Origin of the sequence: Thermogemmatispora aurantia (genome assembly GCF_008974285.1) — a bacterium.
GTDB classification, from domain to species: domain Bacteria; phylum Chloroflexota; class Ktedonobacteria; order Ktedonobacterales; family Ktedonobacteraceae; genus Thermogemmatispora; species Thermogemmatispora aurantia.
In genome coordinates this window covers 228,250-244,532 of the sequence record NZ_BKZV01000003.1, presented here as the reverse complement: position 1 = coordinate 244,532, position 16,283 = coordinate 228,250, and the positions used below count along the sequence as shown (strand labels likewise).

Annotated in this window: 11 protein-coding genes; 7 read left to right on the top strand and 4 right to left on the bottom strand. The window is 61.8% G+C overall.

From position 1 onward, the window contains the following. Positions 1-138 precede the first annotated feature (138 nt). The 3 genes from KTAU_RS10715 to KTAU_RS10705 all read right to left on the bottom strand — a co-directional run bounded on the left by KTAU_RS10715 (position 139) and on the right by KTAU_RS10705 (position 4,607). Positions 139-2,088, bottom strand: a complete 1,950-nt coding sequence (locus KTAU_RS10715) for a hydantoinase B/oxoprolinase family protein (RefSeq protein WP_151728385.1) — start codon at positions 2,086-2,088, stop codon at positions 139-141. A gap of 160 nt (positions 2,089-2,248) precedes the next feature. Then, positions 2,249-4,276: a hydantoinase/oxoprolinase family protein gene (locus KTAU_RS10710; RefSeq protein WP_151728384.1), complete on the bottom strand. Its 2,028-nt coding sequence runs from the start codon at positions 4,274-4,276 to the stop codon at positions 2,249-2,251. 109 nt (positions 4,277-4,385) lie between these two features. Then, positions 4,386-4,607, bottom strand: coding sequence for a hypothetical protein (locus tag KTAU_RS10705; RefSeq protein WP_151728383.1), 222 nt, complete (start codon positions 4,605-4,607; stop codon positions 4,386-4,388). 683 nt (positions 4,608-5,290) lie between these two features. On the opposite strand from KTAU_RS10705, the gene KTAU_RS10700 reads away from it, so the two are divergent. The 7 genes from KTAU_RS10700 (at position 5,291) to KTAU_RS10670 (ending at position 13,997) form a co-directional block, all read left to right on the top strand. After that, positions 5,291-6,880 (top strand): acyl-CoA synthetase, encoded by a 1,590-nt coding sequence (locus KTAU_RS10700; protein WP_151728382.1) that lies wholly within the window; start codon positions 5,291-5,293, stop codon positions 6,878-6,880. A 101-nt stretch (positions 6,881-6,981) separates the two neighbouring features. Next, positions 6,982-8,358 carry an MmgE/PrpD family protein gene (locus tag KTAU_RS10695; protein WP_151728381.1) on the top strand — a complete coding sequence of 459 codons (1,377 nt, stop codon included), beginning with the start codon at positions 6,982-6,984 and terminating at the stop codon, positions 8,356-8,358. 123 nt (positions 8,359-8,481) lie between these two features. Continuing rightward, a complete protein-coding gene (locus KTAU_RS10690; protein ID WP_228026403.1) occupies positions 8,482-9,468 on the top strand; it encodes a thiamine pyrophosphate-dependent dehydrogenase E1 component subunit alpha in 987 nt (328 codons plus the stop codon). Positions 9,469-9,516: 48 nt separating this feature from the next. Continuing rightward, a complete protein-coding gene (locus KTAU_RS10685) occupies positions 9,517-10,494 on the top strand; it encodes an alpha-ketoacid dehydrogenase subunit beta (protein ID WP_151728380.1) in 978 nt (325 codons plus the stop codon). A 101-nt stretch (positions 10,495-10,595) separates the two neighbouring features. Then, complete coding sequence (locus KTAU_RS10680; protein WP_151728379.1) at positions 10,596-11,918, top strand: dihydrolipoamide acetyltransferase family protein; 1,323 nt, start codon at positions 10,596-10,598, stop codon at positions 11,916-11,918. A gap of 93 nt (positions 11,919-12,011) precedes the next feature. Further along, the gene (locus KTAU_RS10675) at positions 12,012-13,181 is read left to right on the top strand and encodes an acyl-CoA dehydrogenase family protein (protein ID WP_151728378.1); all 1,170 of its coding nucleotides are present in this window, start codon (positions 12,012-12,014) and stop codon (positions 13,179-13,181) included. Positions 13,182-13,211: 30 nt separating this feature from the next. Further along, entirely contained in the window at positions 13,212-13,997 is a 786-nt protein-coding gene (locus tag KTAU_RS10670; RefSeq protein WP_151728377.1) for an enoyl-CoA hydratase/isomerase family protein, read from the top strand. Positions 13,998-14,494: 497 nt separating this feature from the next. Here KTAU_RS10670 and pdxR read toward each other — a convergent pair whose 3' ends face one another. Then, positions 14,495-16,132 (bottom strand): MocR-like pyridoxine biosynthesis transcription factor PdxR, encoded by a 1,638-nt coding sequence (gene pdxR / locus KTAU_RS10665; protein WP_151728376.1) that lies wholly within the window; start codon positions 16,130-16,132, stop codon positions 14,495-14,497. Between the last annotated feature and the right edge of the window lie 151 nt (positions 16,133-16,283).

Here is a 16,283-nt window from a genome sequence, read left to right as displayed (position 1 = left end):
TTAAGGGGGATGAGGAGGAACCGCCACCGGGATGGAAGCCGGAACCGCGGGTCGAAGGCCTCGTGTTCTCCTGCAGATCGGGAAGTGCTGGCCCATAGATCCCACCTTTCACATGCAGTACAGATTATAGAACGCCTGTCAATGTCTCTGACTGGCAGCTGCGTTACGCAGCGCCTGCGTTGCCTCATAGTCAATCTGGAGTCCCTCGGGATCGTGCTGAGGGTCGCCCTGGATCACCACGCCATACAGCTCTCGTGCCGTCTCGATGCTGATGTACTCATCGCGCACATCCCGCAGAACCCGCTCGGGGGGACGTTCCAAAGGATTGCCCCAGCCGCCACCGCCGTTGGTGAGGTAGCGGAACATCGTGCGTGGGCGTGTGCGCCAGATGGGCACGCGGGCGAAGTGAAAGTAGCGTCCCTGGTGGTCGAGGGTGTGAGACTCGGGATTGAGCACCCCGGCGACGGGCGTAGCCTGGCGATAGACCGCCTCATCGAAACCGACCAGGCCGGCTCGCTGGACCTGCTCGTAGGCCTCAGGCTCCCAGACCCAGACGGCCCCTACGGCTCCATCCTTGCCGCCGTAGACGCCGAAGCCACTGGGGGCCTTCGTATGCAGCGGCATCGAATAGTGCTCGGCCTCGGTCAGCCACAGCGTATCTTTGACCACCGCGGCCCCACCGCGATGCCGACCGGCGCCGGCAGTGTCGGTGGCATACTCCTTGCGCAGCACCACGCAGGGGAAATCGGCTTCGATAGCCTCGGTGGCAGGGTCGAGATTATTCGCCAGGTAGAACACCATATAGCTATCGGCATCGCCATCCTTGGTCGCGCCCCAGGGGCCATGCTCGCCGCCGCACTGTGCCATTGTCACCCAAGGAACACCGTTGCGCACGCCGTTGGCATTATGGATATTGAGCGAACAGTAATCGCCGCCGACGGCGTTCGGCCCCAGGGCCTCCTTCAGCGCGCGGAAGATCGCCAGCAGCAGTGGCTGGGTGCTCTCCCAATAGAGGAAGATCGCCCCGTCGGGCGGCATGGCACTAAAGAAAGTGCCCTCCGGCAGCACAATATCGACATTGCGCAGCGTGCCCGACGTAAAGGGGCTGCGCGGGTCCAGCAGATACTTGAGGGCCACCGCCACCGCCGTCTTGGCGTCCAGCCAACCGCCATTGATACTCGTGCGCGCCTGGCGTGAGCTGCCGCTCAGGTCAACCTCCGCGCGATCGCCGCGGATGCGCACCTTCACCTTGACGTGGTACTCCTCGCTATCGTCAACGCCATCGCAGTCAATGAAATCCTCACCTTCGAACTCGCCATCCGGCAGACGGGCCAGAGCCTGGCGCATGGTCTCCGCCGAGAGATCGCAGGCATAGCGAACCGCTCCCAGATAGCTCTCAACGCCGTAGCGCTGGATGGTCTCCAGCAGCAGATTCTCGCCAAGACGGAGGTTCTGATAGATCGTTTTAATATCTGGCAGCAGCAGATTGCCGAAGCGGGCATTGTCGAAGATCAGGCTCCAGGCCGACTTGACCGGACGATCGTCGTGATAGAGCAACTGCGGCCCGATGACCAGGCCGTTCTCATAGACATTGCGCTTCGTGCCACTGAAGCCAGCCGGCACTACGCCCCCCATATCGAGCATATGGGCCTGTAGATTGACAAAGCCGACCAGACGGCCCTCGAAGAAGACCGGACGAATAAAGCAGACATCGTTCACATGGGTTCCAATGCGATAGGGATCGTTGCACATCAGCACATCGCCCGGCTGCAGATTCTGGGGTCCGAACTCCTCAACGGCATTGCGCACCGCATCGGTCATCGTACCCAGGAAGAGCACCAGGCTATTGCTCACCGCCGGTGTCGGATAGTCCAGCTCTGGCGGACCAGCAATCGTGCTGGCGAAATCGTACCAATCTCGTAAAATAACTGAAAAGGCATTGGTCAGTAATCCCGTGCACATATGCTGCACGATATAGCGTAGACGGCTCGACAGGACCGTTGCCGTGAAGCGATCGCACTGATAGCGCGCGCGGAAAGCATCCTCGTCCAGATCCTTGATGAGCACCGGTGGCTCGACGCGCACCATAGTAGGACCTCCTTGTGTACTGTAGCAGCGTACAGACGGCTAAGACAGGGCGAAGTAGATTGGCGTTGGCGAGTCTGTGGGCGGGCAGAGGCTCGCTGTTGCTGCGAGCGAATGAGTGCAGGGAGTGGCCCCTGCCCGCACCAGATGGAGCTGAACCGCGCTAAGCCGCTGGCTCGATAACAATCTCTCCCCAGGAGCCAACGCGGGCCACCTGACCGGCGACCACATGGATCGTCGAGGTCGGTTCGCGGATAATAGCCGGGCCACGCACGAATGCCCCGCTCGTCAGGTGAGTGCGCTCATACTCTGCGACTCGCAGCTCTCCGTTGCCGAGATAGCGCAGCGTCGTCCAGCGCTCGGGAGCGGCCTCGTGCGGCTGGCCCTGCCCCAGGAAAGGATATTCAACCTTCTGCGAAGGCACCACGACCTGCACCCGATAGGTCACACTCTGGACCGGAATCGCCTCGAAGCGATTGCCCGAGCGCTGCTCGTAGACGCGATGGAAATTCTCGATCATTGTCGAGATCGTCTCGGCGGTAATCTCGCCGGCGGGCACCTCCACAAAGGGGGTCTCCCAGGTCTGGCCAAGCAAGCGCCCATCGAAACTGCGCAGGACCCGTAGCTGGCTCTTGTCGCCAGGAATACGCGCCAGGAGTTTCTCCTCCATCGCGCGGTAGATCTGCGCAATCGTCGGAGCTGCCTCCGGCGTCAGAACCATATAGGCGCTGCGGCTGTCGGAATAGACCAGATCGGAGCTGAGCAGGCCAAGTGCAGAGAAGAAGCCAGGATAGGGAGGGACGATCACCCGCCTGGCCTTGATCTGCTCCAGAATTGCCGGCAGGAAGAGCGGGCCGGCGGAGCCATAGGCGATCAAGCTATAATCGCGTGGATCGATGCCCTGCTTAATGGTGATGTCCAGCAGGCCCTCGGCGATATTATTCAGACCGATCTTATAAGCGTACTCGATGCGCTTCTCCAGGCTCAACGAAGTGGGCAGGCGTTCGAATGCCGCGCGAGCCAGGTCCACATTAAGGCGCATCTGGCCGCCGAGGAAGCGTTCGGGGTCGAGGATACCGATTAACAGGCAGGTATCGGTCAGAGTCGGAGCTGTACCGCCCTTGCCGTAGCAGGCTGGACCGGGATCGGCGCCGGCGCTCTCCGGTCCGACGTGCATCTCTCCGGAAGGAGCGATCGAGACGATGCTGCCGCCGCCGGCCCCAATACTGGTGATCTCGATCGAGAGCGCATTGACCAGCAGATCATGCTCCAGCTCGAAGGTCTCATTCACCACCGGCTGACCATGCGTCACCACGCTGATATCGCAGGAGGTGCCGCCGATGTCGCAGCAGATCAGATTCTCCTCGCCGATGAGCTGTCCAAAATGAGCACTGGAGACCGCTCCCGCCGCCGGGCCGGCGAAGACAATGCGGAAAGGCTGCTCCATCGCGATCTCGGCGGGGCGTAGCATCGCGGCGCAATCAGCAAAATTAACCTGGCCCGTGAAGCCGGCCTCGCGCAGTCCCGAGAGCAGATTGTGCGAGTACTGAGAGAAAATGATCTTCATCAGCACATCGATCAGCGTTGTCGAGGCGCGTGCGTACTCCTTGGCCAGGGGAGAGACCTCCGAGGAGATCGAGCAGGGAATATCACCCAGCTCCTGGCGGACAAGCTCACGCAGGCGGATCTCATGCTGTGGGTTGACATAGGCGTTGAGCAGGCAGATAGCAACTCCCTGAACGCCGCACTTCTTGAGAATGGCCAGCTGTTGGCGGGCCTGGGACTCGTCGAGAGGGATCAGCACGCTGCCATCAGCGGTGATACGCTCGCTGATGCCACGGCGTAGATAGCGAGGGACCAGGGGAGCGGCAGCATCGCCGAAGGGGCGGCGCCAGCCGGGGTCGGTCAGGGCGTCGAGCGGGCGCCATGTTCGGCCCATGTCCAGGATGTCCCGATGTCCGATAGTCGTCAGAAAAGCCACCTTGGGGAGACGGCGCGTAATGATGGCATTCAGGCCGGCAGTGCTGGCATGGTTGAAGATCGGTTTGCTGGCGATATCGAGCAGGCGCGCGCCTTCGATCACCGAGCGCTCCGTCTCCAGGGCATTGGTAGGGACTTTGGTCACCTTGATCATGTGGTCGTCGAGGGCCACAACGTCGGTGAACGTGCCGCCAACATCGACTGCAAGCATAGAAAGACTCCTCAGAAGAAATACTCACACGAGGCGACTCTACGATCAGTGAAGTCAGTCAGTTAGTCAGGGCGCAAGGATGGATGTCACTCCGCCCAATCAGGCCAGGCTAGAGTGTCTCGGAGAGAAGCTGGATGGAGCCGAGGCGACCCCAGCGCTCGCGCTCCAGGCTGAAGAGGCAGTCCTGGCATTTTGTAACGAGCCACCAGCCGCCTTCACTCAGCACGGGGTAGCGCCGCAGGTTGTGGCTGCCACACTCAGGACATTGACCCTGGACAGGCTCCTTGTGGACGAAGAGGAAAGGCTCACTGGACCGTGGGTAGACGCTCATCCTTAGACCTCCTTTGAACGAAGGCCGCACGTCGTCTCTGTGCGGGCCAGGCCGAACAAGACCAGGCCAGAAGCACGCTACCCTGACGTCGACGGCCAGCCGTCTGCTCTACTGGAGCTGCCGAAAGCAGAGCAGCGACCTGACAATCTGCGCTGTGCGCTGCGCCAGCGGCAGCGTCTACGGTGGACGGGTCGCTTCTATGCGACCGACCAGTCGGTTGAGAGTATAGCATAGGCGAAGTACCGCCGTCAAGGGTCTATCGATGATAGCACTTTTAGAAGTCGCTGCTCCTCCGCCTTTAGTGAAATCACGATACTAGTAAAATCTAATCCTGCGCGACAGTAATCTGCGCAATACTTTCCACTGACCCTTGACGCCAAATTGCAGGCTATGTTATACTTCCGCCAAACAGACCGATTGGTCGGTCGGGAAAGTGTGGCACGGCCACCGAGCCTGTGTCTCCCGTGCCCAGCGCGTCGACGAGCGAGGGGCCGGACCTGGGTCTGCCAGCAGGCGGTTCAGAGTGGCAGCCGCGCGCGGCTTCTGCCTTGCGTTGTGTTGTCCTCTCCATCTCTCCGGTCCAGCAACCTGGAAGGAAGGTGCTTGCCAGGCCACCAGCGAGCGAGCAAAGGAGCAATCTGCCTGCTAAGCTGCGGCCTGGTGAGCCGGCAAAGGAGCGCGTCATGACCTTCAACTTCAGCAGTGTCATTGAGCACTATGCGGAACGGCACCCCGAGCGGGAGGCCATTATTTACGAGGGGCGGCGGCTCAGCTATGGTCAGCTGCAAGAGCGCTGCGAGGCGCTGGCCTGTGCTCTTCAGGAGCGTGGTTTGAAGGCTGGTGACATCGTCGCTATTCTCCTCAAAAACTGCCCCGAGTTCCTGGAGACCATCATCGCCGTGAACCGACTTGGCGCGGTAGCTCTGCCGGTCAACTGGCGGCTCGTAGGCGAAGAGCTGGTCTATATCCTCAATCACAGCGAGACCAAGCTGCTTGTGAGTGAGCGCGAGTTTGCCCCCGTTGTTGAGGCGGTTCGGGGGCGCTGTCCGGCGCTGAGCCATGTGCTTGGGGTTGGGGCGGACGTACCGGCGGGCTGGCTGGTCTATGATGAGCTGCTGGCGGCTCACCAGGGCCAGCGCATAGCGGCGGTAGAGGTAGGGAGCGATGATCTACACCGTCTCATGTACACCTCTGGCACCACGGCCTACCCCAAAGGGGTCATGATCTCCTATGGCAACCTCTACTGGAAGAATATTGCGCAGATCACGCTCTTCGGCATCACGGCGGCGGATCGCACGCTCATTGTGGGGCCACTCTACCATGTTGGTGGGCTGGATCTGCCTGCGACCTCGGTTCTCTATGCAGGTGGTAGTGTGGTCATTCTGCGCAAGTTTGAGCCGTTGGCCTTGCTGGAGACCGTGCAGCGCGAGCGCGTCACCAACATGTGGCTGCCGCCCTCGATGATCAACATGCTGCTCCAGGCCGAAGGCATCTGGAACTACGACCTCAGCTCGGTCCGCTTCATTATCGATGGTGGCGAGAAGATGCCCATTCCGCTCATTCAGAAACTGCTCTCGCTTTTCCCCCAGGCCTGGTTTGCTGATGCCTATGGCCTGACTGAAACGGTCTCGGGCGATACCTATCTCGACAAGGCCAAGACCATAGAGAAGATTGGCTCAGTCGGCAAGCCCTGTCTCCACCTGGAACTGCGCGTTGTTGACGAGAACGACCGGCCATTGCCGCCGCGCCAGCCGGGGGAGATCGTCCTGCGCGGTCCCAAGGTCTTCAAGGGTTACTGGAAGGACCCCGAGGCCACGGCGGCGGCCTTGCGCAACGGCTGGTTCCACACCGGCGACATCGGCTATCTCGACGAGGAGGGCTATCTCTACATTGTCGATCGCAAGAAGGACATGATCATCAGCGGCGGCGAGAATATCGCTTCGCTCGAAGTGGAGCGAGTGCTCTACGAGGACCCGCGTGTCCTGGAGGCGGCGGTTGTGGGCATGCCGCATCCGCGCTGGGGAGAGGTGCCGGTGGCCTATGTTGTGGTGAAGCCGGGCCAGACGGTGACTGCCGAGGAGCTGCGAGCCGCCTGTCAGGCCAAGCTTGCCCGCTTTAAGGTGCCGCACCATATCTTTTTCATCGAGGCGCTGCCGCGCAATCCCTCGGGGAAGGTACTCAAGCGCGAGCTGCGCCTGCGCGTCGCTGAGGATGCTGCGGCTACGGCCAGGGGAGGTAGCTCCAGCCCCAGCCAGTCGGCCAATCCGGCCTGAGTCTGTCGAGGAGCGGTGAGTCAGTCCGGTGCCGGGTACCGGATCAGGAGGCGGTTGCGGCTGTTTGCGTGAGCAAGTGAGTGAGAACAAGGAGGGTGTCAATGGAAAGAACCTTGAGCGCAGAGCTTGCGCAGTTTGTGGCTGGCCTGGGCTATGAGGCGCTGCCGGCCCAGGTGATTGACAAGGCCAAGACGTGCCTGTTACACGGTCTGGCGGTGGGGCTAGCTGGCTCAGAGCTGGAGTATGCTCACATTGCACGCCGTCTGGTGGTGCTGGCCGAGCCTGGTGTGGGTGAGGTCAGCGCGCCCGTGATCGGCTCCTCTCTGCGCGCAAGCGTGGCTGGAGCAGCCTTTGCCAATGGAGTCATTCTGCATGGACGTGTCCAGGAGGACACGCATGGAACGGCTCATCCGGGCACGATGATCATCCCCGCGCTGTTGGCTGCGAGCGAGCTGCGTCCGCTGGATGGGCGGGCCTTCCTGACCGCCCTGGTGGCCGGCTACGAGGTCCTGGCGGCGGTCAGTCGCGATTTTACAGCCTTGACCACGCCGCGTGGCTTCCGGGCCAGTGCGATCTACGGAGTCTTTGGGGCGGCGGCGGCAGCGGGCAAGGCGCTGGCTCTGAGCGAGGAGCAGCTGGCGGCGGCACTTGGTTTGGCTTCGGCCTTTGCCGGGGGAACCACACAGTCCTTCGCCTCGGGAACGATGGAATGGCACTTTGAAAATGGCGTGGCGGCGCGTAACGGTCTGCTGGCTGCTCTGCTCGCGCGCGAAGGAGCGCGGGCCTCGGCCATTGCTCTGGAAGGTCCTGCCGGCTTCTACCAGGCCTTTGCCGGTACGCGGGAGGGGCTGGAGCGCGTGGTGAGTCACCTGGGGCGCACCTGGGAGATCCTCAACGTGACCTTCAAGCCGTATCCAGTCTGCGCCTTTAATCAAAGTCCCATTACAGCAGCCTTGGAGCTGGTGCGAGCGCATGGGCCACGTCCAGAGGAGATCGCGCGTATTGAACTGGAGATGAACGCCTACGAGGCCAATTATCCAGGTATGGCCTACACCGGACCATTTACGACGGTGGAGCAGACGCAGATGAGCGCGCCTTTCTGTGTGGCCTGGACCCTGGCGCATCGCGCGTTCTCGTTCTCTGCCCTCACCCAGTTTGATGATGAGGCCACGCGCGCTCTGATCAGCAAATTGGAGATGCGAGCCCGCCAGGATCTACCGCCGCTCTCGCTGCGTCTGACGGTTCATCTTGTCGATGGGCGCACATTGGAGCAGGAGCTGCAGGTTGATGCCAGCTACTATGCCTGGGACTTTGCTCGCGAGCTGGAACTGCTCAAGGAGCTGCAGCCAGATCTGCCTCTGACGCCCGAGGCGACGCAGCGGCTGATCGAGCTGATTCGCTCGTTGGAGCAGTGCCAGGATGTGCATGAATTGACGCGCTTGCTGGCGGTACCGGCCCCCAGCTCCGTCGGCAGCTAGCGTTGTGCTGCTGAACGCTGCGCAGACGGGCAACGCAGGAAGCTGGTGAAAACGGCTATCCGTTGTCGTTGCCCGCCTGCCCTGTGAGATCGATCTTGATCTTGTTTGGAGAGGAGGCGAGGTGTGCCTGCTGAGGAGATTGATAGGGCGCTAGCGCGCCGTTTGCTGGCGACGATGCAGCTGATTCGGGCCTTCGAGGAGGCGGTGCGCGATCATTTTGCCGCCAGGCATATTCCTGGCTTTATTCATCTCTCTATTGGTCAGGAGGCAGTGGCAGCTGGTCTGGCCAGCGCTCTGGAGCGCGAGGACTATTTGTATGTGACGCATCGAGGACATGGCCATGTCATTGCCAAGGGGGCCGACCTGAAGCGCGTAGCAGCGGAGATCTTCGGCAAGGCCAGCGGCTACTGTCGAGGGCGGGGCGGCTCCATGCACATTGCGGCGTTTGAGGTGGGAGTATTGGGAGCCAATGGCGTGGTAGGGGCAGGCCTCCCGCATGCGGCGGGGGCGGCCTGGGCCTTACAGTTGCAGGGACGGCAACAGGTAGCCGTGGCAGTCTTCGGCGATGGAGCGGTCAATACTGGTCTCTTTCACGAAACGGCCAATATCGCCTCTCTCTGGCGCCTGCCGCTGCTCTTACTCTGCGAGAACAACGGCTATGCCGAGTTTACGCCCTTGAGTGTGCACGCCGCCGTCGAGAGCGTGGCTGAGCGAGCCGCCGCCTATCGGCTACCGGCCTGGCGAGTGGACGGGCAAGACCCGCTCGCCGTGCGCGCTGCGGTGCGCGAGGCGCTGGGGCGGGTCCGTGCTGGTGAGGGGCCAGCTCTGGTGGAGTGCCTGACCTGGCGTGTGCGAGGGCACTACGAAGGTGATCCGCAGCGCTATCGTTCGTCCACTGAGCTGGAGGAGGCGGTAGCGCATGATCCTCTCCGCCTCTTTGCCGAGCGTCTGCGGCGAGAAGGGCTGTTGAACGAGGCGGAGGAGGCGGAGGTGGCAGCTCAGGCCCGTCAGGCGGTGGCGGAGGCCATCGCCTATGCTCAAGAGGCGGCCTTTCCTGATCCTGCCTCGGCCTTAGAAGATGTGCTCTACCAGCCGTCTGGGGCAGGCTGAGCTGAGCGAGGCTGGACTGACATCCGGGTAAGCAAAGGAGCAGTTGCTGTGGCGGAAAAACGCTATGTGCGTGCAGTCAACGAAGCTCTCTGTGAAGAGATGGAGCGCGATCCAGCGGTCTGCCTGCTCGGGGTCGACGTTGGGGCGCCTGGCGGGCCTTTTGGAGCCACGCGTGGCCTGCGGGAGCGCTTTGGGCCGCAACGAGTCCGCGACACGCCGATCAGCGAAGCGGCGGTTGTGGGCCTGGCCATCGGTGCGGCCACGCTCGGTCTCCGCCCGGTCGTAGAGATCATGTTCATGGACTTCCTGGCCCTGGTCATGGATCAGCTCGTGAACCAGGCGGCCAAGATGCGCTACATGACTGGAGGGCAGGCCAAACTACCGCTAGTGGTGCGTACCCAGACTGGCTATCGCGACAGCGCCGGCCCTCAACACGCGCAAAGTCTGGAGGCCTGGCTAACCCACGTACCCGGCCTCAAAGTGGTGATGCCCTCTGGCCCCTGCGAGGCCAAGGGCCTGCTGAAGGCGGCCATCCGCGACGACAACCCCGTGATCGTTGTTGAGAACCGGACCCTGTACGCCCTGGCCGAAGAGGTCCCAGACGGTGATTATGTCCTGCCGCTGGAGCGCGCAGCCATTAAGCGTGAGGGGCGGGATGTGACTATTGCCAGCATTGGGATCATGGTGCGTGAAGCCCTGGCGGCGGCGGAGGCGCTGGCGGAGCGTGGGATCTCCTGCGAGGTCATTGATCTGCGCAGCGCGAATCCACTTGATCTGCAGACGGTACGAACCTCGCTGGAGAAGACCAATCGTCTGGTGATTGCTCATAGTGCCACGCGCTGCGGCGGAGTTGGGGCTGAGCTGGCGGCGGCTCTCGGTGAAGAGGCGTTTTATATGCTTGATGCGCCTATTACGCGCGTAGGAGCGGCGTTCGCGCCGATTCCCTTTTCGCCGCCGCTGGAGCGGGCCATTGTGCCCGATCGGACGGCCATTATCGCGGCTGTAGAGCAAGTGCTGGCCCCGTGAGATGAGGCGCTGGTGTTCTCACGCTATCCTGACCGGGGATCGTCAGCCGTCGTGATCTGGTCGTTGATCATTTGGCCGAGCAAACACGTTGGGGAGCAGCTATGACTGAGGCAAGTGAGGGAGCGCAGTCCGAGGTGATCATGCCTCGTCTGGGCCTGACCATGCAAGAGGGTACCATCGTCCAGTGGTCCAAGCCGCAGGGAGGATGGGTCAACGCTGGCGAGGTCGTCTGTACGATTGAGACGGAGAAAATCACTCATGAGATTGAGGCTCCCAGGAGTGGTTATCTGCAAATCCTCCAGCCTGAAGGGACAGCTGTCGCTGTCGGTGCTGTCATTGCACGCATTCTGGCTCAGCGGGAGGCGGTGACTGTAGGGGCCGCAAGAGCAGTTGAGACCCCGGGGCCAGGGCCGGGGTCAGAGTGGGGAACAGAAAAGCAACCAGACAGAGTACCGCCAGCGGTTCCAAGGCGGGAGGCTGGTAGCGGAGACGGGCGTGGGCGGCTTGAGATCTCGCCCGTGGCCTTACGTATGGCCCAGGATCTGGGCCTACCCCTGGAGCGTATCCAGGGCAGCGGACCCCGGGGACGCATTCACAAAGCTGACGTTCTGCGGGCCTGGCAGCAGCTCCGTGAGGAGAGCAGCCAGCCAGCGGCTGTCGACGCAGTGAGCACGGCGTCGCCCCCTGCTGCGATGGCCCCCGTCCAGCGCGTCGCGTCGCTGCCGGCCTACGATCGCGAGCCACTGACCCCTATGCGTCGGCGTATTGCCGAGCATATGCTGAGCAGCCTGCAAGAGACGGCCCAGCTCACCTTGATGATGGAGGCCGATGTCACTCAGACCTTGCAGCTCAGGGCGGAGCTACAGCAAGAGCAACAGCGCCTTGGAGGGACCGGAATCACCATTACCCATCTCTTGATCAAGATGGTGGCTCTTGCCTTGCGCGAGCATCGTCGGCTCAATGCTGCCCTGGTGGGGGACGAGATCCGCCTTTATCGCGAGATCAATATTGGCGTGGCCACAGCGCTTGAGGATGGCTTGCTCGTGCCTGTTATCCGGGAAGCTGATCGCAAGAGCCTGGCCGAGATCAGTGCGGAGCTGCAGAGCCTGGCCGAGCAGGCTCGCAGCGGTCGGCTGCCGCCCGATGCCCTTGCCGGGGCGACCTTTACCGTAACCAACCTGGGAGCGCAGGGAGTCGACTATTTCACTCCCATCCTTCCCAGGGGGCAGGGGGCCGTCCTGGGGGTGGGGCGCGTTTGCGAGCAGGTCCGTGCTGGCGCCGAGGGTTTCCAGCGCTACAGCCGACTGGGGCTGAGCCTGACCTTCGACCACCGTCTCGTCGACGGCGAGCCGGCGGCGCGTTTCCTTGCGCGCGTCAAATATCTGCTGGAGCATCCCTGGACGCTTCTCCTCTCGTCCCATTGAGGGAGTTATCTTACAGGGTGTCCACCATCCTGGAGGGCCTCGGTGCGGCCCGACCCATCTTGATCCATCCTATCTTGCACAGGGAGAACAACGATGGATTTTCAGACCTCAGAAGAGCATACCCTCATTCGTGAGAGCGTACGGCAGCTCGCCAGCCGTTATGGCCTGGAGTACTGGCGCGAGAAGGACCGCCAGCATGCTTTCCCCGAGGAGCTATGGCAGGAGCTGGCTCGGGCCGGCTGGTTGGGGACGATCATTCCCGAACGCTATGGGGGAGCTGGCATGGGGCTGCTGGAAATGGCGATCGTGGTGGAAGAGATGGCCGCCAGCGGGGCGGGAGCCACTATTGCCCAGTTGTTCATGATGACGCCGGTCTTTGGAGCCTTGACTATCTTGCGGCACGGCTCCGAAGAGCAGCGCGAACGTTACCTGCCAGCGCTGGCGCGCGGAGAATTCGACTTCAGCATGGCCCTCACCGAACCGGATGCGGGAAGCGACACGCTGGCCACCAAGACCCTGGCACGCCGCCGTGGTGATGAGTACGTCATCAGCGGTCAAAAGGTCTGGATCTCAGGAGTTGATCGCGCTGGAGGCATGTTGCTTGTGGCACGCACCACGCCGCTGGAGGAGGCGCCACGCCGCACCTTTGGCCTCAGCCTCTTTCTCGTTGATCCGCGCTCGCCGGGCGTTAGCCATCAGCCGCTGGAGAAAGTGGGAACGCACTGCGTGACCTCAAGCATGGTCTTCATTGACGAACTGGTCGTGCCCAAGACGGCGCTCATTGGTGAGGAGGGCGAGGGCTGGAAATATCTGGTCGATACCCTGAACAGCGAGCGCATCGTCACAACCGCGGGCTGCGTAGGAGCCGGGGAGCTGGCCATCAAGTTGGCGGTCGACTATGCCAATGCGCGTATGGTCTTCGGTCAGAAGATTGGGCGCCATCAGGCCATTCAGTTCCCGCTGGCGCGTCTGAAAGCCGAGATTGAGATGGCTCGTCTCATGAACTACAAAGCAGCCTGGCTGCTTGATCATCACCTGCCCTGTGCGGCGGAGGCCAATATGGCCAAGATGGTGGCGGCAGAGGCCGCCTTCAACGCCTGCGATCAGGCCATGCAGACCCTGGGCGGCTATGGCTTCTCAACAGAGTATCACATCGAGCGCCTCTGGCGCGATGTCCGCCTCTTCCGCCTGGCGCCTATCAGTCAGGAAATGGTCCTCAATTACATTGCCCAGCACGTGCTGGGGCTGCCGCGCTCGTACTGAGCGGGTGTAAGTAAAGCGAGGGAGGCGAAGATGAGCTATCGTTATCTACAGCTGGAGCGCGCTCATCCCCAGGTGGCGCAGGTGACCATTGCGCGCCCGGAACAGCTCAACGCCATTGACCGCGCTGTCCTCGACGAGCTGCGTCAACTGGTAGATGAGTTGGAGCAGGATCACGAGCTGATGGTGGTCATTTTGACCGGGGCCGGCGAGAAGGCTTTTGTGGCCGGGGGAGATGTGGCCTACATGGCGGCCATGAGCATGCCGGAGGCACGGCGCTTTGTCTATGCGGGACAGGAGGTCTTGCTGCGGCTTGAACGCAGCACTAAAGTGAGTATTGCGGCTATCAATGGCTATGCCCTTGGGGGAGGGTTGGAGCTGGCCCTGGCCTGCGATATTCGCCTGGCGGCGGAAGGGGCACAGCTAGGCTTGCCGGAAACCTCGCTTGGTCTCTTGCCTGGCTGGGGCGGTACCCAGCGCTTGGCGCGCCTGCTAGGACCTGGTTTGGCCAAGGAGCTGATCTTTACAGGGCGCCGTGTAGGAGCAGAGGAGGCGCTGCAGATCGGGCTGGTCAATCGGGTGATCCCGCGCGAGCGTCTGCTAAGCGAAGCCCATGAACTGGCGCGGAGCATTGCGCGCAATAGCCCAATTGCGGTGCAGCAAGCCAAGCGAGCCATCAATCAGGGGCTACAGACCTCCCTGGACCAAGGCCTGGTGATCGAGGCCGAGGCTTGGCTGGTCCTCTTTGGGACTCATGATCGTCAGGAGGGGACACGGGCCTTCGTGGAAAAGCGTCCTGCGCACTTCACCGGTCAGTAACAGGTAGAGCAGGAAGAGAGAAAGAAGGCTCCTCACTCTGCCTGAGACGGCAGGCAGGTCGCGCCCACGGGCCTTCGCCTCTTCCTTCTCTTAAAACCTTCTCCGAACCATTGACGTTGGTTTCACCTCTTCCTGCCTGGCTGAGCGGATGAGGTCCGGCCAGACGAGAGCAGCAGCCTCTCAACGTGCTACTTTCTCTCAGACTCTTTTACCCTCCCGTCATAGCTTGGGATGTGGCCGAGGCAGAAGCAGCTTAACCCAAGACGTAACGCAAGCATCACAGGCCCGAGCCTCTGCCCGCCTATCGCTCATGGAGAGGGCGCACTGAAGAGATCGGAGAAGAGCAAGTTGCCCATCTCGATAGTGCTACCCTCCCCTGGTGGGATGTACTGTGCTGCCGACCTGGTGGCAAGATAGCTGCCCTGCCCTTGAGGAGAGGAGACGAGAGTCGTGAGGAGGCGAGCAAGGGAGCTTCGAACCTCCAGGTTTTCCAGACCTCAGACAGCGGTGAACAGATCGGGCGAGGCCCGTCCCCGTCCAGAGCTGCTTCCATGTAGCAGAGCGCGCAGCGTCGACGATAGCCGCTTGACTCCCTCGCGCAGTTGCTCCGGGGACTTATCGGCGAAAGTCAGGCGCACACTTGGAAGCTGCTGCTGGCTGTTCTCGACGCGGAAGAGCTGGCCAGGAGCCAGCAACAGACCGCGATCGGCTGCCTTCTCAATCACTTCATATTCTTGCAGCTGTGGCGGCAGCCAGAGCAGCAGATTGAAGCCCGCGCCTGGCATCGTCCAACGGCATTCAAGCCCGGCCAGCTCCTCCGCAAGCAGGTTCAACAGGGCGTCGCGCCGGCGCCGATACTCCTGGCGATAGAGGCAAAGCTCCTCCTCGAATGCGGGATCACTCAGATGCTCCAGAAGAGCACGAGCCAGAGGCAGCGAGGTTCCGCGCGCGAATGCCTGCTTGCCCTCGACCAGGCGGGCCAGGATCGGCTGGGCCGCCACGATACAGCCGAGGCGCAGCGTTGGAAAAATCAGCTTGTTAAAGCTCTTCAGATAGATCACGCGCCCCTCACAATCAAAGCTGCGCAGTGCGGGTGGCGGCTCACACCTTGACTCATCGTAGAACAGCTCGCTGCAGTAGTCGTCTTCGATAATCAACAGATTATAACGGCGGGCCAGCTCCACCAGCTGCTGGCGACGCTCACATGACATCGTGGCGCCGGTTGGTGAATGGGCGGTCGGCACCACGCAGAGCAGACGAGGGCGGGACGCGGGAGCCTCTAGCGCCTGCTCTAATAGATCGAGACGCAGCCCCTCCTCATCGACTGGAATTGGCTGGCAGGCCGCTCGCTGCTGCTCAAAGATATCCAGGGCTGCCAGATAGGCGGGCTCCTCAATGAAGACCGGCTCGCCGGGAGCTAGTAGCACGCGTGCGACCAGATCCAACCCCTGCTGGTTGCCGCTCGTGAGCAGAATCTCCTGTGGCTCCGGCTGGAAGCCGAAGCGCGTGAAATACTGACAGAGATAGCGGCGCAGGGCCTCGTCGCCCAGAGTCGAACCGTACTGCAGTACCTGCAAGCTGGCTGCCTGCCGTGCCTCCTCGGCCAGGAGCCGCCCGGCGCGCGCCATCGAGCGTTCCCAGCGCTCGATAGGAAAGAGGCTGACATCGGGATAGCCACTGCTCAGATTAAGCATGGTGGCGGGATCGCCCCAGCGCTCCAGGGCGCGCTGCGTCAGCCACTGCAGTTGACCAGCTCGGCTGGCTTGCAGTGATAGTCCTCCGAGCCAACCTGCTGCCCAGTCCAGTCGTTGGCGCTGGCAGATCGAGGCCGGATCGCTCGTCTGGAGATCACTCCCGAAGGGGGCGCGTGTCCGCGCCAGGGCTGTCAGCGGCGAAGAAAGAATATAGGTACCGCGCCCGACATGACCACCGATTATACCCTCGCTAGCGAGGAGATCGTAGGCTTGAGCAACTGTGGTGGTGCTCACGCTCAGCTCCGCCGCCAGCCGACGTACCGGTGGCAGCTGCATGCCCTCTGTTAGCTCTCCTCGCACAATGGCGCTTTTGATTTGTTCAGCAAGCTGCTGATAGAGCAGAGTGCGTGTGCTCTTGTCCAATGAAAAAGTGATACTCATAGTCCCTGCCTGGCTTCGTCCTACCTGCTATTTCATGGGAAATACTATAAGTTACAGATGGGGTTCATTTCGCCATTTGGAGCCTTTAACGATTGTATAGCCTAGTATATGCGAATCCACAATCGTTGTCAATTCAGCAGTTTGCTGCTCT